Origin of the sequence: Pseudomonas sp. RW409, from assembly GCF_003184125.1 — a bacterium.
Taxonomy (GTDB): Bacteria; Pseudomonadota; Gammaproteobacteria; order Pseudomonadales; family Pseudomonadaceae; genus Aquipseudomonas; species Aquipseudomonas chlororaphis_I.
The window spans coordinates 844,253-861,266 of sequence record NZ_QHHP01000041.1; the positions used below are offsets into that span (position 1 = coordinate 844,253).

The 17,014-nt window shown below is 52.6% G+C and carries 14 protein-coding genes and 1 pseudogene; 7 read left to right on the forward strand and 8 right to left on the reverse strand.

Going from position 1 to position 17,014, the window contains the following annotated elements; translation table 11 throughout:
• Positions 1-401: 401 nt before the first annotated feature.
• Entirely contained in the window at positions 402-2,993 is a 2,592-nt protein-coding gene (locus tag DK261_RS24365; RefSeq protein WP_256597600.1) for an EAL domain-containing protein, read from the reverse strand.
• A 196-nt stretch (positions 2,994-3,189) separates the two neighbouring features.
• On the opposite strand from DK261_RS24365, the pseudogene DK261_RS33665 reads away from it, so the two are divergent.
• The 7 genes and pseudogenes from DK261_RS33665 to DK261_RS32965 all read left to right on the forward strand — a co-directional run.
• Positions 3,190-3,333, forward strand: a pseudogene (locus DK261_RS33665) (amidohydrolase); the annotation flags it as partial.
• A 169-nt stretch (positions 3,334-3,502) separates the two neighbouring features.
• On the forward strand, positions 3,503-4,009 hold the full coding sequence (locus DK261_RS33670; protein ID WP_256597601.1) for an amidohydrolase family protein: 507 nt from the start codon (positions 3,503-3,505) through the stop codon (positions 4,007-4,009).
• Between the two features lie 241 nt (positions 4,010-4,250).
• A complete protein-coding gene (locus DK261_RS24375; RefSeq protein WP_110176656.1) occupies positions 4,251-6,014 on the forward strand; it encodes a hypothetical protein in 1,764 nt (587 codons plus the stop codon).
• Complete coding sequence (locus DK261_RS24380) at positions 6,011-7,756, forward strand: chemotaxis protein (RefSeq protein ID WP_110176658.1); 1,746 nt, start codon at positions 6,011-6,013, stop codon at positions 7,754-7,756. The genes DK261_RS24375 and DK261_RS24380 overlap by 4 nt, the downstream gene beginning before the upstream one ends.
• A gap of 179 nt (positions 7,757-7,935) precedes the next feature.
• The gene (locus DK261_RS24385; RefSeq protein ID WP_158286948.1) at positions 7,936-8,934 is read left to right on the forward strand and encodes a hypothetical protein; all 999 of its coding nucleotides are present in this window, start codon (positions 7,936-7,938) and stop codon (positions 8,932-8,934) included.
• Positions 8,935-8,985: 51 nt separating this feature from the next.
• Positions 8,986-10,419 (forward strand): PIN-like domain-containing protein, encoded by a 1,434-nt coding sequence (locus DK261_RS24390; RefSeq protein WP_110176662.1) that lies wholly within the window; start codon positions 8,986-8,988, stop codon positions 10,417-10,419.
• A 459-nt stretch (positions 10,420-10,878) separates the two neighbouring features.
• Positions 10,879-11,850 carry a hypothetical protein gene (locus tag DK261_RS32965; RefSeq protein ID WP_146218552.1) on the forward strand — a complete coding sequence of 324 codons (972 nt, stop codon included), beginning with the start codon at positions 10,879-10,881 and terminating at the stop codon, positions 11,848-11,850.
• Between the two features lie 331 nt (positions 11,851-12,181).
• Here DK261_RS32965 and DK261_RS24400 read toward each other — a convergent pair whose 3' ends face one another.
• The 7 genes from DK261_RS24400 to DK261_RS24430 form a co-directional block, all read right to left on the reverse strand.
• Positions 12,182-12,802 (reverse strand): dihydrofolate reductase family protein, encoded by a 621-nt coding sequence (locus DK261_RS24400; RefSeq protein ID WP_110176983.1) that lies wholly within the window; start codon positions 12,800-12,802, stop codon positions 12,182-12,184.
• A 199-nt stretch (positions 12,803-13,001) separates the two neighbouring features.
• The gene (locus DK261_RS24405; protein WP_110176666.1) at positions 13,002-13,283 is read right to left on the reverse strand and encodes a DUF3077 domain-containing protein; all 282 of its coding nucleotides are present in this window, start codon (positions 13,281-13,283) and stop codon (positions 13,002-13,004) included.
• Positions 13,284-13,863: 580 nt separating this feature from the next.
• Entirely contained in the window at positions 13,864-14,271 is a 408-nt protein-coding gene (locus DK261_RS24410) for a hypothetical protein (protein ID WP_177411727.1), read from the reverse strand.
• Between the two features lie 79 nt (positions 14,272-14,350).
• Positions 14,351-14,740: a hypothetical protein gene (locus DK261_RS24415; RefSeq protein WP_110176668.1), complete on the reverse strand. Its 390-nt coding sequence runs from the start codon at positions 14,738-14,740 to the stop codon at positions 14,351-14,353.
• Positions 14,737-16,197 carry a PAAR domain-containing protein gene (locus tag DK261_RS24420; RefSeq protein WP_110176670.1) on the reverse strand — a complete coding sequence of 487 codons (1,461 nt, stop codon included), beginning with the start codon at positions 16,195-16,197 and terminating at the stop codon, positions 14,737-14,739. Before DK261_RS24420 ends, DK261_RS24415 begins: the two co-directional genes overlap by 4 nt.
• A gap of 89 nt (positions 16,198-16,286) precedes the next feature.
• The gene (locus tag DK261_RS33675) at positions 16,287-16,616 is read right to left on the reverse strand and encodes a pyocin S6 family toxin immunity protein (protein ID WP_256597602.1); all 330 of its coding nucleotides are present in this window, start codon (positions 16,614-16,616) and stop codon (positions 16,287-16,289) included.
• 144 nt (positions 16,617-16,760) lie between these two features.
• The coding region (locus tag DK261_RS24430; protein WP_146218555.1) for a type VI immunity family protein at positions 16,761-17,014 on the reverse strand (254 nt) is incomplete at its 5' end.

Sequence of the window (17,014 nt, forward strand, 5' to 3'; positions counted from 1 at the left end):
CACTTTTGTGGAGTCGGTCATGGATCACCTTTTTATTATATTTAAGCCACCGATGAGTTGACTCACGCGGTATGGCAGTGTCCCTGGATTGTTTTCCGCACTCACTAAAGCCCACAAAAATACCGCTGACAAATGATTTTCCCGCATCACATCAGTCGCTCAGGGAATACGCCTGCGGTTAAAAGTTTTAAAAAATCGACACACTAGCAAAGTGCTATCCGCCCATAGACCATAACTAAAAGCCTGTCAGGATTAGTTGGTTTTCACGGAGAAAAATAGAAGTTTCCTACACGCTAATAACTTGAACTAAAGAAAATACTCATCCAATAGCCAAGCCCGTTCCTGGCGCCCGGCAGGCCTTGATCTTTGACGGAAAGTGCAGGCCCGAATCGCCCCGCCCGCTAACGCTGCCAACCAACAAACCACTGCCCGAACACCCGGGCCGGCATGGGCGAGGAAAACAGCTGGCCCTGCCCCACGTCATAGCCCCGCGCTTGAAGAATGTCGCGCTGCGCGGCGTGTTCGATGCCCTCGGCGACCACCCGCAGGGACAGGCCCTTGCCGATGCCGATGACCGCTTCGCTCAAGGCGCGGCAGGTGGCGTCGTGCTCCAGTTCCTCGACGAAACTCTGGTCCAGCTTCAGCTCGCTGATCGGCAAGCGCCGCAGATAGCCCAGGCTGGAATAGCCCGCGCCAAAATCATCGATGGCCAGGCGCACGCCCAGGGTGTGCAGGTCCTGCAGGGTCTGCTCGGTGGTCGGGCTGCTACACAGGAACACCCCCTCCGTGACCTCCACGCACAGGTCCGCCGGCTGCAGGCCGCAGCGCTGCAACTGGCGGGCGATCAGGGCCGCCAGGTTGAAGTTATGGAAGTTGATCGGCGACAGGTTGACCGAGATGGACGGCACCCGGATTCCCGATCGACGCCAGCGCGCCAGTTGCTCGCAGGCCTCGCACAGCACCCACTGGCTGAGGTAGTTGATCAACCCGCACTCCTCGGCCAGCGCGATGAATTGCGCGGGCGCGATAGTGCCCAGGCTCGGATGCTCCCAGCGCGCCAGCGCCTCGACCCCGACCAGGCCGTTGGTGCGCAAGTCGATCTGCGGTTGATAGACCAGGTGCAGGCCGTCGCTGGTCAGGGCCTGGCGCAGCGCCGTCTCCAGTTGCAGGCGCTGCTGGGCGAGCTGGTCCATCTCCTCGAGGAAAAACCTGAAACCGCCGCGCTCGGTACGCTTGGCCTGGTACATGGCGATATCGGCGCAGTGCAACAGGCTTTCCATGTCCTGGCCGTCGCTGGGGTACAGGCTGACGCCGACGCTGGCCGAAGGAACCATGGCGGTCCCGGCAATATCGGCCGGGGCGCCCAGGGTCAGCATCAGACGCTCGATAAAGGCCGTAACCCGGGCGGCATTCATCCGCGGCAGCACCAGCACAAACTCGTCGCCCGACAGCCGGCCGACGATGTCCGACTCGCGCAGCACGCTGCGCAGCCGTTGCGCCATGACCTTCAGCAGCTCATCGCCCGAGGCATGCCCCAGGGCATCGTTGACCTGCTTGAAGCGGTCCAGGTCGACATACAGCACCGCCAGCTCGCCCTGCTCCAGGGCGACCTCGGCGAGTCTGCGGTTGGCCTCGGCCAGCAGGGAACTGCGATTGGGCAAGCCGGTCAGGGCATCGGACAAGGCCATGCGCTGGATCGACTGGCGCGCCTCCTCGCGCTCCAGGGCCAGCATGCACAGGTAGGTCCCGGTCATGATCAGATGGGCATGGGTGGTATCGGGCTTGCGGCTCTCCCTGAAGTACAGGGCAAAGGTCGCGCAGACCCTGCCGCCGCTGTTGCGCACCGGCATCGACCAGCAGGCCCGCACTCCGGCCTGCTGCGCCAGCCAGCGGTAATCGGCCCACAGCGGATCGGTGTCGATATCGGTGACCAGCACCGGCTCGCCGCGAAAGGCCGCGGTGCCGCAGGAGCCGGCGGCGGGCCCGATCGGCAGCCCCTCCATGGCCCTGACGTAATCGGCCGGCAGGCCGGGGCTGGCCAGGTGATGCAGCAGCCCTTGTTCATCCACGCTGAGGATCGAGACGACGACCTCCGGCGCCAGGCGCTCGATTTCCTGGCACAGCAGGGTCAATACGCTTTCCAGGGGCTGCTCTTGCAACAGAGCGCCGATGACCTTGTCCTGTAGCACTTCGGGCAGCCTGGAACGGGTGATGTCGGTGAACACGATGATGATGTTGCCGATCCGCCCCTTGGCGTCGAACACCGGCGCCGAGCAGACCTGCACCCACAGCCGCTGGCCGTTGCGCTTGCTGACCAGGCCGCAGGCTTCATGGGGCTGGCCACTGAGGATGCTCTCCAGATGCAGCTCGTCGGCCTGGGCCGCCCCCGGGGTATCGGCGACGAAGAACATCTGCGGCGAGCGCTCCAGCAATTCCTCGCGGGAATACCCGAGCAAGCACACCAGCCCGTCGTTGATATAGATCAGCCGGCCGTCGGCGTCGACGATGCAGGTGGCCGAGCTGCTGGCGTTGACCGACATCGACAGCAAGCGCTGCTCGATATCCTTGAGCCGCGTCTGGGTCACGTCCTTGAAAAAGGCGGCATAGAGAATGCGCCCCTGCAGGGTGATTTTCGAGATCGCCATCGCGCCCCAGCGTTCTTCGCCATCCTTGCGGGTGATGCACACATCGCGGCTGGTGCCGATGATCTTGTTGACCCCGGTCTCGCCGTCATTCCGCGAGCGGATGGGGATCAGCACCAGCGTGCCGACCTCGCTGCCCAGCACCTCGTGCCGTTGACAGCCCCAGAAACGCTCGGCTGCCGCGTTGAAGAACACCACCTGGTTACGATCGTCGATAATCACCACGGCATCGTTGGCCTGTTCCAGGGTCTGCGCGAAAAAGTCCGCCGCCTCTTCTCCGGTCGTTGACCCGACGCTCATATCCATCGCCGCCACTGCATGCATGCCATCACGGTCATCGTCCCTGATCACGGTGAAGCGCCATCAAGAGCCCTCGAACTGGAGGGGGCCGGTCCTCGAAGCAGTACCCGGCACGGCTCAGCGAGGCTGAGAAACGCGCGTTTACCCGAGCGAGCAGGACATCAGGCCATCGGCGTGGACATGGATCTTCTAGGCCATCGACCTGAAATTAGAGAATAGCCGCGAAGTGACAGGGCCATGGAAAACCGTGCGAACGTCGCCAAACCTCGGCGTCCTGTCGCTGCTCGATCCGCGCCAGGCCATCGCCTTCGCCCAACGGACCAACGAGCAGGTCACCGAGCAGTTCGTCGCCCGCCACCCGCAGCGCTTCAAGGCCTTCGCCACCGTGGCCCTGCAATCGCCCAGGGCCGCGGCGGACGAACTGGAACGTGCGGTAAAGGATTACGGCATGCTGGGGGGCACTGATCAACGGCTACACCAACATCGGCAACGCCGATACCGCGCAGTACCTGGACGAACCGCCGGTATGGGAGTTCTGGGAGCGGGTCGCGGCGCTCAACGTGCCGGTCTACCTGCACCCACGCGAACCGCTGCCGAGCCAGCGGCGGATCTACGAGGGCTACCCATCGCTGGTCGGCTCGGCCTGGGGCTTCGCCCACGAAACCGCCACCCACACGATCCGCCTGATGCTCAGCGGCCTGTTCGACCGCTTCCCCAACCTGACCCTCATCCTCGGCCACCTGGCCGAAGGCCTGCCACTGATGCTGCCGCGCCTGGAACACCGCCTGCACATGCAACGCGAAGGCGAAGGCCTGGGCAACGCCAAAAAACCGGTCAGCCACTACTTCAGCCACAACTTCTACCTGACCACCGCCGGCCACTTCCACACCAAGGGCCTGCTGGATTCCATCAGCGAAATTGGTGTCGATCGTGTGCTGTTCTCGGCGGACTATCCGTATGAAAGTATGGCTACTGCGAGTAACTGGTTTGATGAGGCGCTGATCAGTGAGAACGATAGGGAGAAGATTGGGCGGGGGAATGCGTTGAGGTTGTTTGGGTTGAAGTAACACAAAATGGGGTGCGGGTATTCGGGTGAGTGGGTGGTGCCTGGGTATCCGTGCTATCGAATGCTCCTGTCTCTGTTTGTCAGTGCATACCTGCACAGATGGCCCCTGACCTCGAAGCACGCCTGAAATGGAACAGTTGACCACTTACCCGGCCAGCCCGCGACTTAATGAAGTTTCCCTCTTGCCGACCGCTCGCTAGAATCTGTGCACAAGCAGCGCACATGAATTCAGGAGTTCACGGATGATTCTTCCCACCCGCGCCGAAATTGTTGAATACGCAAAAAGTGGCACCTTGCTGGAAGCAATTTTCAACGACTACTGGGGGTCCCGATATCAACATTGTGACACGTTGGCCAAGGAGCTTGCGCAGGCTCAGAACGATGGAGACATTGATCTACTTAGCCTACTAGTTCCAGACGCGATAGACGCCTTTCACGGCTATAAAGCTGATCTAGGAAGACGAGTTTGCGGCCTGATACTCACGAAGCTCGACGTCTCAGCCCCGGTGTTTCTTACCGTTCTAGAGGCGCTCTACAGTAAAAACGGCACAGAGGAGCATGAGGCAACTGAGACGCTAAGTTCGTGGTGCGGAGCATCTCAAACGCGCCCAAAGGAGCTTCTTACCCTTGTCGACGTTAAACAGGTTGATGGGGGCAAGTTCTACAGTCTTCAGATCGCAATCAGATCGGGTCTTAAAGTTGATACGTCGTACTTTGCTGAGCGGGCCTATGAGTACATCACAGAGGGTACAGAGACACAGAAAGCTTATGTGATTCAGGCTTTGTCAGAGCCACCCTTCAACCTGGATGCTGATTGGCAAAGGGGGTTGAGCATTTTCAATATGAGTGTGGAGAAGGAAACAGCCGAGCAAATTCGTAGCGCGCTAACAAGAACCCTTCTGACTTGGCTCAAATCAGCACCTCCCCAACTTACTAATGAGCTTCATCTACTCGTCTCCAAAGCTGCAGTCCCTACCACACCTGCAGTCGCACGCGACATCGCCTATGCCTTGGCATTTAACTTCAAAGACTTTGAGTCTGCAGTGACTAAATCCCTTCTGTCGATCCTTCGACCTATCAATCCCGACCCGAATACGCTCAATCTCATCGACTACGGTTTGGCGCACTTTCTCAAGGCGGGAGAAGTCAAGCTTGTTCGGGACTACATTGCAGAATTGATCTTGCACCCAGAGACTAAAATTTCATTCGAAAACTTCGACTCTGTCATTTCGATGCTTCGTGAAGGGCCTGCTGATCGCCTAGAAGAGTGGATCATCTACTGGCTCAGGACGGCACCCTACAAGCTATGCCAAGAGCTCAGCGACGGCCTATTCGCAATTAAAGACGAATACATATTTCAATCAGATTTCGCGCGATTCGATTTATCAGAGCTTGAGTACGGTTTCATTGCACGCAAGGCGATTGCCACTTTCTTCATAAATCCTGCGATCGCAGCGTCCCTTATGGTTTCTTTAGGCCGCTGTGCCCCTCAACCTCAAGCTGATGTTCTAAGTGATCTATTGTTTGATCCTTTACTGGTGAACTATACCAGCGTCGATAAACACCTTCAGCCAATCGCCGATGACGATCAAGACAAAGCAGCTCCAATGGTAAAAAAAGCTCTGTGCAAACTAAAAGATTACTGCGACTCGCTAAGTATAATGGGTTTCGTTCCCGAGCTTCAGCCCTCTGAACGTGAGCGACAGCTAGAGTGGCAGCGTCATTCAGACTCGATGAATGACAATATGCGAGAATCAAGAAAAACTTCGCTTTTCGCAAATATCTTTTCCGAAAGAATCTTGTTATATGGAAATGGAATGGTTTCCTGGATCAAGGATGATCACATGGAAGGAAACGAGAACCGGAGTTCCAGCCCAGGCAGGAGGATGGAGCAAAAGCTAGCCAACTTCAGCCATCAGTACGATATACCTAGAGAAGAAGTGCTCGATCCGACAGGCCTTCGCATGAAACTGTTCAACTTCAAGTTAGAAGGTCGCCCAGAATGAAGCTTGTTTTCAGAGAGTACCTTGCCTCACTGCGTGAGAGACGCGAACTGGATGTAGTTCTACCTGATCTGCTGAGCGAGTTGGGCTACACGGTCATTTCTCGTCCTTCTGTAGGGACGCGTCAGTTTGGCGTGGACGTAGCAGCCATTGGCTCAGACGATGATGGTGAAGAAAAAGTATTCCTTTTCTCCATCAAACAAGGGGATCTGCTGCGAGCGGATTGGGACGGCACGCCGCAAGCGCTGCGAAGCTCAATAAACGACATCATCGACTTCTACATTCCCGTACGTATTCCCGAGCAACACAAGCAGCTAAAAATTGTTATTTGCTTATGCTTTGGTGGCGACGTCCATGAAGCTGTCCGAGATAACCTGACACAATTCACTAAGTCACTCACCAACGATCGAGTTTCGTTCCAAGAATGGAACGGAGACTATCTGGCAGGACAGTTGAGCAAAGGAGTATTGCGCCAACAGCTGGTCGACAAAAAGCTGCGCAGCAGCTTCCAGAAATCCGTCGCGATGCTGGATGAGCCTGATATAGCATATAAACACTTCTCTCATTTGCTCAATGGATTACTCTCTGCAGAGAACTTGACACCCCAGACTCGTCTGACCAGCCTCAGGCAGACTTACATCTGCCTCTGGGTTCTATTCGTGTGGGCTCGTGACGCAGGTAACCTCGAAGCGCCGTACCGATCTAGCGAACTCGCTATTCTCAAGGCATGGGATCACATCAAAACTGACATTGAAATCGGCAAGAAACTATCTGAAGACATAGGAATCACTTTTGCCGAACTGGTAGATCTTCACTTCCAAATCTGGGACGAGTTGTTAGGTAAAAAAATATTACCCTACGTACATCTTCGCCACGGCATCTCATCCGCAGTAAACTCTGCAACACCAGTAGATGTGAGCCTTAAGCTTTTCGAAACTCTTGGAAGAATTACTCAGCGCGGCCTGTGGATCCTTTGGCGTCAAAGCTGGGACGACACCGTCCCCACTCCTTACCTTGATAACACACTCCAAGAGGCGGAAATACTAGCCTCCCAAGTGCGTAACCTGATTGAGAATAACCCTTGCCTGCTTAGCCCCATGGCAGATGAGCACTCTATTGATATAGTGGTAGCGGTAATTTTTCTGTCGATGATGAAGAAGTGGCAACCTTTAGCTCAAAGCTATTGTGATTACTTATTGGAAAATTACCTTTTGTCCTATAGCACTCATGGCCGGTACCCGACCATTCACGGAAGCTATAGAAACTTAATCAGTCACCCCCAAGAGCAAACCGAGGAATACCGTAAGAGCCAAACAAAGGGTAGCACCCTACTCCCGCTGGTATCTGTATGGGCATCTTCACGAGGAGAAACAGTCAATAGCCGAGAGTTTTCAAATTTCGCTAAGGAAGATCTCAAACATTGCAACATGCAGTTCTGGATTCCAGGAGTAGACAGCGAGGAACATATCTACAAGGGACTCACTAGCCATGGTATGGCATTGACTGACGTACCAATCACCGCGAATGGCAATGCCGCCATGGATATGCTGGAGTCAGAAACCACCCATGACGAACATTTCAATAACTTGTCCGCCATCCAACTCGGCCATTGGCCGATCCTTGTAATGGCCTGTCGACACCATCGACTACCTCTCCCTCCTCAGCTATGGCTACCGTTGCTGAAAAATGTAAGGGGTTGCTCTTTCCCTATTGAATCCAGAGGCAGCGACAACGCTCCCACATAGAGAATCGCCCTGGACTTTCTAGATATTTCTAAGCTCCAGATTTTTCCGGGTACCGTAGAGAGGCATCCCTGATTGCTGTCTGTCGCGAGGGGTTGTGCCTTTACCCTATGTACTAATAACATTAGATGGACTTTTAGGAGCGAACAATGCGAGCAAGCTCTCTTTCACGGCCTAATTACATGCCAATGATTAAATGGAGGCGGTGGGAACAGCTTGCCATTGAGCAAATGGATCCTGCTATCAAGCTCCGTGTTTGTCCATGCTTTGAGGTCATGGGTTCGAGAGAGCACAATAATTTTATCGCAAAATTTGAAAAATCTTGGAATGCCCCTGCGCTGGTTGACTACTCAGATCCCGAGGGGAAGCTAAGTAAAGAAAGACAACTAGAATATACTGTTTTCCTGATCGCAGCAGCAACGCAGAAATTACCAGTCACGCCCGTATTATCAATCGAGACCGCCTGCTCTGCCACAGCACCTTTCTTAAAGCATATACGCAACTTAGGAAGCGTCGCCCTTCGTATTAGGCCGAAAGATCTAACTTTAACTGACGAGCTGATCAGTCAAACTTCCACATCCATTAAAAAGATATCCACTCTCAACATCAAAGTTAAAATTATTTTAGATATTGGCGCAACACCAAAGATTTGGAGCTCATCCGATATATCTACCTTTTGCCAGCAAGTAAAAAAACTGAGCGCCCTAGGAATTGTTATTTATTTCGTATCTGGCGCCTTTCCGGGCACCATAAAACACTTAAAGTCCGGGACACGAACAATAGCTAGAAGAGATTGGGCTCTATGGAATGCCATTAATTGCGAGTGCAACGGTTTGAATATTGGCTTCGGAGACTATGGTGTAGCCCCTCCGCGACAACCTAAGGAAGAGTTTCCATTGCGGCGCCTCACCAGGACAACAATCCGGTATACAAGGGAGTATGATTGGTTAATCATCAGTACCAATGGAAGAACTATAGCTAATTCCGTAGAACTATCCAAAACTTTGGTTGACGACTTTCGAAAGCACTTTAGAGCAGGCGCTTATTCTTATGGTGACATGCTTATACAGAATAGAGCTGATCCATACATTCGATCTGAAAAAAAGAAAGGCGGCCATTACCATATCACCGAGGCTTGGAGTCATCATATCGCTCTTGTGGTGAGAGAGCAGTACTCCTAAGCTCAAGCCAATTTAGTCTGCGAGCCAAAAACAAACAAGAGAGTTTGATCTGTGGAAGACATTATAGAAAGCTTAATCAAGATTTATCGTGGGACGGACGAGATTGACTTCAAAGAAATTTGGAGCGAGGGGCTTTTTGTATTCGACACAAATGTGCTTCTAGATCTGTATCGCATGAATCAATCGACGCGTTCTGATTTGATGGGGGTTCTCACAGACAGGTCTTTCACCAGTCGAATATGGATAGGTTTTCAAGTCGCCTTGGAATTTCTTAACAATAGATACGAGGCAATTGGCGATCAAAAAAGTGCATTCGCAAAAGTTAGAGATACGGTAAACAAGGCTATTGCGAGCTATAACACAGCCTTTGACAATCTAAACCTTGAAATTGGCAGTTTAAAACTTAGCCAGCGACATGCGCTAATAAACCCTGAGCAGTTTGTAAATCTCGAGAACCATCAGCAGGGGATCAAATGCCTTGTTGATTTTATTGAGCACTTAGGCCACTTGGAGAATGAACAAGCAGATGTTCATCAGCACGACTCTATTAAGGACTTTGTATTAAAAGCTTTTGAAGGGAAAATTGGAGAATGTTTTAGCAAGGAGAAACTTGAAAAAATATATGCCGAGGGGGCTATTAGATATGAAAAAGAAATACCTCCAGGCTATGAGGACAAGAAAAAAATAGATATCCGCCGTTTTCAGGACAAAGAGTTTTACTGTAAATATGGCGACCTGATTCTTTGGAATGAGATTCTAAACAAGGCATCTACAGGAGAGTACAAACATATTGTTTTGGTCACGGGCGATGTAAAAAAGGATTGGTGGTTGCAGAAACGTGGAAAAATACTAGGACCAAGACCTGAACTGCTTGATGAGATATATGGAGCCTCTCAGGGATTGGAGACATTTCATATGTACAATACATCTACTTTTCTAAGATATGCCAAGGAGAATATAAACTCAGAAATTGATGAATCATCTATTGTGGAAGCGAAAAACCTAATCTCGACAAGCAATGACCTTCGAGAGTTGCACGATCAAGAACACATTACACTCCCTGACATCTTGAAGATGTTTGAGTACATGTTCCCAAGGCTATCTGTAAATATTGACAAGTCAGTTTTTGATCTTCCAAGCTTTAAAGTTGATCCTGATATTTTCTATAGCCCAATTTCTGAAATCTATTCAAACGCTCAATCTCATGGTGCGGATGGTGCTCTATCGATATATGCCGAATCTCACAACTCCGCCTTCTTAATATCATTCAAGAACAAAGTAAATCCGTCATTTCGCACCACCTTACCTACATCCTATCTAGTTAAACTTAACTTACTTGGCAAAACCGAAGGCAAAGCCGGCCTAACCTTTATCACAAACGAACTATCCCGAAATGATATACAAGTGGAAATCACACATGAAAACGGGGAGTATTCAATAACAATGAAAATCCCTAAACATTTGGCTTGGCCAGTCATCTTGTAATTTAGAATCTATTAAAATCAATAGATCTCAATATGTTTTCTTGGACTTACTCAAACACGAAAGTGAAAAGACCTTCACTTTCGTGCATACACTATAAATATTTTGCTGGTTCCAGCCCGTCACAATTGACAGTAATCCATTGCGGACTTTCTGAGCTTCCGACTCTATACGGGCTTAAAGCGTCGCTATGAGCGGTAGCAACCGTCTGACGATGATGGGCTCTAGCCCGGACTGGATACGGCCAACCTTGCAGAAGCTTTCAGTGCCGAAAACACCATCGTACCGCAGGTTGCGAAGTGGATTGCGCGGAAGCTGATAGAGGCAGGTTGAACTAGGTCAAGCCTCATAGCCCTGAACAGCGTGCTTCGTCGCCAGTTGGTCCGGCTCAATAATATTTTTTTTGTTTATGCTCCAGCATATTCTACAGTCCGAACCTCAATAAATAGTCGGGACAGCTCTATGAAGAAGGTCTACATCGCTAACTTTGGGCGAAAAAATTATGAATGGTCCGAATGCCTCAAGAAAAACACCGTCGCAACAATGAATAACCTGGATGCACATGCCGCTTGGTTGGCTAACGATCGGGATGCGTACCATCAAATCTCCATGCGACCATCTAACTTTCTAGACAATAAACCGCCTACCCCTGCGGTTACCACGCGATGGTTCAATGCAACCACAACGATAAATGACACTGCAGGGGATATCTGGATGCATTGCGATCAAAATCACCTATGGTGGACAGAATCGACTGCCGCCGCCTGCGAAACTTACCAAATGACTGAACCTGTTGAGATAGGTGCTCGACCTGTCTTTGTCTACCATAAGCCTTGCCTGCCTTGGTCCAGCACGAACAAGAAAGGTAGGCCTTTAAGCTGGAAAAGTCTGCATCCGAAAGCGAGGCAGTTTCTTTTTACACAAGGCACCCTAGCGGCGTTATCACTGGAAAACGCAGGCTACGTGAGAGCCCTGATTGATGACGCAGACCTCTCGGAATGGCATAACCTGCCGAAATGGAAAGAGGTATTGCTGAACTCAAAAAAGACCTTGGGCTCCAGCTTTACCCCTTTAGAAAGAGCTTGCCATCGAATGGCTCAGACCGCTCTGTCGACGGCAGCTCAATCCAATGGGCAAGAGGTAGTGAGTGCCCTCAAGAACAAGCTAATGAGTCTTTCACTCGATGATATGAGAGAGCTACTGACTGAGCTTTTCATAGCACAGGAAGGGCTATGTGCTTTGACGGATATACCTCTTCAACTTGATGGTGAGCATGATGATGATCAATTTTTATGCTCACTTGATCGAATCGACAGTGATGGGCACTACGACCGAGACAACGTGCAGATCGTTTGTAGGTTCGCTAATCGCTGGAAATCCGATGGTGATAACGAGGCATTCAAACAGCTCGTTGATGCGATTAGAAGGCACTAGCTTTCCCAATACTTAGACGTTGGATGGCCGCCCCTGGCCGCTAGAAGTCATTTACAACCAGCGTTTCTCCCCTAAACGAACACCCAGGAACCTATACTCACGTCCTGAAGTCCCGGAAGTGACTATCACCCCAGGGCGCAGGACTCCAGCCCTTTGTGGAACAACTGATATCAAAAGAACCTGTATTAAATTCATTCAATGTGAGAGATGGGAATGAATCTGCTGGTGGCGGGGTGTGACTCACTTGCTCAAGCACATATCGACTCAAGTCAAGGCGGGGTCCACAAGGGACCTGGGCTTTGAACGAGTTTGTCAGGCGTTACGGGCTTTCCTACTCTTCAAACGTCCCTGTACACACCTCACCACTGCGAACGTAGTGAGCAATCAACACCCCGCCAGGAGTACTCGTCGAGTTTAGCAACGTGAAAGCCGACGCTTGTGCACGATCGTCAAACAGGCCCTTACCGCGTCCCAATACGATAGGAAAGATCATCAGCCGAAGCTCGTCCACCAACCCGGCGGCCAGCAGTTGGCGCACCAGATCGCCGCTGCCCTGGGTCAACAGGTGGGCGCCGTCCTGCTGCTTGAGGGCCTGTATGGCGTCGGCAAGGTTGCCTTGCAGCGCATGGCTGTTGTGCCAATCAAGCGTATCGGGACTATGGGTGGCGACGTGCTTGGGCACTCGGTTGAACAGGTCGGCGATAAAGCTGTTGCTTGAACCGGTCTGTATGTGCGGCCAATACCCGGCGAATATGTCGTAGGTGCGCCGCCCCAGCAGCAAGTCGAACGGCTGCGAGAACAGCTCCTGTATGGCCCGGCCGAAGGCTTCGTCGGCGTAGGGCACTATCCAGCCACCAAAGCGGAATTCGCCGCTGGTGTCTTCGTCAGGCCCGCCGGGCGCTTGGATGACGTTATCCAGACTCATGAAAGCGGCAACGATAAGCTTGCGCATGATCTTCTCCTGGTTCGTCTGCGTAAAAGTGCTCAGGCAGGGGGCGCCGACGCTCATTGCGACCTATCGGCTTCGTTCCCTGAAAGATAGTCGAACCAGACTCCGGGAAATCGACAGCGCGGTGCCGGGGTGACCGTCATAAAAAACGCCGCTTCCCTGCCACCCAGAAACGGCGCCCTACCCAACATCCTCCTACCTGTTAAACCTGCAACACCTCTTCCTTCAGCCCCAACCCCACATCATCAATCACCGCCTTGCCCATCTCCGCCAGAAAGTGCGCGGCCCAGGCGTAACGTTCGCCCTGCTCTTCCATCGCCGCATCCAGGGCGAGTTTCTTGGCGTAGTACAGCAGGGTCGAAGCGTGTTCCAGGGCTTGGTGCAGAGGCACGTCGGCGTTGACGCGAAACAGGGTTTGATCGCCGTCGCCGCAAGGGCCGAAGGTGACGAAACCGAGGGTTTTGACAGGGGTGGAGGTGCTCATAGCGCACCTCCTTTTACCCCGTTGAAGCGACCACGATTTGCGGAGGCCTTGATAGCGCACATGATTGAAACTCCCATATCAAAGTGAGAGCTGCCACGTTCGCGACCAAACGAATGGGTGGCAGCCATGCGCGGATTGGTCGACCGGAGATACAGGAACCCGGCAGGGCCGAAGCCCTTCCACGCACAGCCGCCATTGCACGGAAATGCGAGCGCAAAAAAAGCGCCTGCAATCGTCAAGGGGGCGCTGTTGCGCCTGTATCAAGTCGGGCGACCAAACCCGATCGCTGCTTTTGCAGCGACGATCAAAGGCTAGTCCCGGGCTCGATACGGAGCAACGACAAAGGCGTGGCAGTTTATGTCCAACCCATCGTCTTGGAAATATCTGGAGTGCGGTAAGTCATGGAGAGCCGTATTCTGCGCGCGGTATCGAGGTTTGAGCCTATCTGCGTTTAGCCAGTGCTGGTCGCAACTGGAAACACAGTCATGCAGCGGCCCGCCTGCTACCGGGACAGGCGAGCATCACGCACTATCATTTATTTTTCGAGTTCATCTGAAAAGTGTTCTGCGCAACCTTGGTCTTAAAGACTACTTTTTGCATAGTGCCAAGTTACTATCAGCGCTCCTCCGACCAGCAACCCAGCTACTAACAGTGCAATACTCAAGACATGCAACACAACCAACTTCCGTTTTAGAACAAATGGGAAGTTATCCAAGTCAGACTTGCTAACGCCACCATGCTTAAGAAAAACTCCGGGAAATGTCACGATTCCCGCAATTGCCCCCATGAGCATGATTCGCCCCCAGGGTCCGCAATACATGAGGAATTTTCTTTGCTGTATGGCATAGCAGTTTTCAAGGTAGGCTAAAAACTCCTCCATACGCGTATATCCGAGATACAAAAAAACACCCATCAAGGTAAAGATGGCAACAAGTATTCCGGCAAACGTGAATGCAAAGACAACAGCCACCAGGCTAAGCAGGCTCAATTAAAGCCTCATAAATTATGTAACCCACCATTTCGCCCGTTCCCACTCCGGCTTTACCTGGGCCGATTGATTTTTACATTCAGAGTCTGATTAATTTTATAAAAACAAACTCAACTATCAGACAGACCAGAAATACTAACTGAATATTAAACATTACAATCAGTCTCCGTTTGAGCGGCTCAGGAAAATTATCTACATCGCCAGCATCCATCAGCCCCTTTCTAATTTGATAGCTAGAGTATGCTAAGGCACCCGAAATCATCCCAATCATTAAAAAACGGCCCCAAGCCCCCATATAAAGGTAATACCTCTGGTTATTTACTACTTTGCAGTTTTTTACATACCCCAAAATCTCATCCATTCGGGTGCAGCTCAGATAGAAATACACCCCTGCAGTAATTCCCCCGCCCAAAAACGTGGCTACACCCAAAAATGTAAGCACGTACTCCGCCGTACTTAACTTACTCATTGCCCGACCTCATAAATATTTTCTCCGAGGAGCTCTCCGAAGGCCCCTCCGCCCTTCCCTGCCAAATAGCTCCCCGCTCCAACCACCACCAAACCACAGACAACACCACCCGTACCCCCTGTAGGAACAGCAATTGCAGCACAGATGGAGGTCATAGCCTGGGTTAAAATCGGGCTGGCGATTGCCCCTCCAAACACCCCACCAGCAAAACTCCCCACCTCAGTAAACTTCACCTTTTCGCAAGCCTTTTTATTCCCCGCAGAACAAACATCCTGAACCTTCACATAAGAGGCTCCGCCGCCTAAAGCAGTCCCGATCCAACCACCATACTTGAGCACCTGGGAAGCCTTCGACACGCCCTCGATATGCGTGGCATACCCCGGTATCTGCCCCGCTGCTCCCGCTTTAGTCCAATGATGAACCAGGCTGCGATTGGAAATCCCCAGTGCGGTTTTCAGGTCAGGGTGATCGGGAAAAGCGATGCTCATTTTCGTGATGGAGGTGAGGTTTGCGTCCAGCCGGGCGAGCAGCGTCCGCCGTTCGGCAAAGAACTGGACACTGCGTAGATGCCCATCCCGCAGGAAGTACCTTTGATGGAGGGATTCGATTTCCTGCAAGGTCCTTTTAATACTGTCTAGATGATTGCCGGCAGCTGACGTAGCGACACCCAGGCTGGTTGAACCGTAAGACAGCACCGACTCGATCTGCTGCCGGTACTGGACCATAAACGCCGCCTCTTCAGGAGTGAGGGTGTCCAGCGCAGCGCTGACCTTTTCAGCAGCCTCCATCAGCAAGGCTTCTTCACGGGTGCACTGATGGTTTTCGGGATGGCTGAGGACCACCATCTGACCGGGTTTGGCGGTGTCCGTCAGTTGGGGGTTGAGCCGACGAAATTTCTCCAGGAGGGCCGCGTCGGGCTGACCGAAAAGCACCACTTCGAGGGCTGCACGGCTCATCGGAGACTGAACGATATAAAAGCCCGGCTCTACGCTTTGTTGCGACAACTGAGCGGGCGCTGACAGAGCCGTTTCGCTGATGGGCGCCAGCCCCTTCACCTGATCGCGCGGCACCGAATCCGCAAATTGGTTTTGCGAATATCCCCGCCTGATCGCTTCGGCCCATTGGTGGGTATTCGCCACAACTTGCGGCACCAAGGCAGCGGGAACAGGAACCGGTGGCTGATTATCCGAGAGGACAGAAGACTGAGTGGCGACAAGACGGTTAGAACCTACAGGGCAGCCACACTGAACAGCGCACCCTTCCACCGCAATGGCCTGTTGGTTATCCAGCCATGTGTTATGGCCCTCCGCGATATAACCCACCGACTGGCACACCGGGCACCACACGGGGTCGGTGATGCGTGCAACTTTGCGGTACTCAACGATAGTCGTTGATGAACCTGCGATAACCTTCCCACCCGTCGTGGTCGGGTCTCCTTCCCTGATGACATAGGCCATGAGTACATCCTGAGTGTCTGAGAAATTCAGGCACCGACCCTATCAATGCAGAAAAGTCGTAAATATCAGAGCTTTCCCAAAGCTCCGTACTAAAAGTCCCTATGAACCGCAGGGGACGAATAAGAACGATCAGAACCTCCTGATTTCGCTTCAACAGGCCGACAAGGGGCACGGATGATGGGTGGAGCTATGCCACCACACCAATAAACATATCGAGGTGATCGGGTAAGGACTTTGATGGCTATCTGACCGGCCTGCTCATTGGTCAGTGGTCGCTCACCATCGGCTTCTGCGGCGAGGCTTTCCCAGCCCAAGATATCCATGACCCTCTGTTCAAACTCTGCAGCGACGTCCAGCTCATACTTTAATGAAGTGTCGTCAAAGCCATCGGGTGAAAAGCCGGTGAGGTATCCCGGCAAACAAAAAGGCCAATACCGTTGCCATCGTACTCAGCAAACTCACTTGTCAGCCTCGTAGATGATCTCACCCATGATTTTGCTCGTTTTCTCTCCTACCTTCCCCGCAGCATAAGAGGCCACGCCGGCAATGCATCCTGAGCAAAACTAAAGGCGCTCTACCAGGGTGTTCGCAGCGTCCAGCCAGGGCTCGTCAGTAAGCAGCTTGGCACGCCAGCCAGCTATCTCACTTTCATCCACATCCAGGCGTTTAAGCCACTGATCGGCCGACCAGCCGACCAGGCGCAGTTCGCCGTCGTGAGAACCTCCGTGCAACGAGCCCACGGTCTCGTAGCGGATGCCCTTGAGGACATGGTTCAGCAGTACGTAGGGGGCGGGCCTCGGGTCTTCGGCATCGCCGC

What these genes read in the sequence shown, in the direction of transcription:
- DK261_RS24420 (WP_110176670.1), bottom strand. Translation starts at nt 16,197, where the DNA reads ATGGCCTATGTCATCAGGGAAGGAGACCCGACCACGACGGGTGGGAAG.
- DK261_RS24415 (WP_110176668.1), bottom strand. Translation starts at nt 14,740, where the DNA reads ATGAGTAAGTTAAGTACGGCGGAGTACGTGCTTACATTTTTGGGTGTA.
- DK261_RS24385 (WP_158286948.1), top strand. Translation starts at nt 7,936, where the DNA reads ATGCCAATGATTAAATGGAGGCGGTGGGAACAGCTTGCCATTGAGCAA.
- DK261_RS24400 (WP_110176983.1), bottom strand. Translation starts at nt 12,802, where the DNA reads ATGCGCAAGCTTATCGTTGCCGCTTTCATGAGTCTGGATAACGTCATC.
- DK261_RS24380 (WP_110176658.1), top strand. Translation starts at nt 6,011, where the DNA reads ATGAAGCTTGTTTTCAGAGAGTACCTTGCCTCACTGCGTGAGAGACGC.
- DK261_RS24375 (WP_110176656.1), top strand. Translation starts at nt 4,251, where the DNA reads ATGATTCTTCCCACCCGCGCCGAAATTGTTGAATACGCAAAAAGTGGC.
- DK261_RS24405 (WP_110176666.1), bottom strand. Translation starts at nt 13,283, where the DNA reads ATGAGCACCTCCACCCCTGTCAAAACCCTCGGTTTCGTCACCTTCGGC.
- DK261_RS32965 (WP_146218552.1), top strand. Translation starts at nt 10,879, where the DNA reads ATGAAGAAGGTCTACATCGCTAACTTTGGGCGAAAAAATTATGAATGG.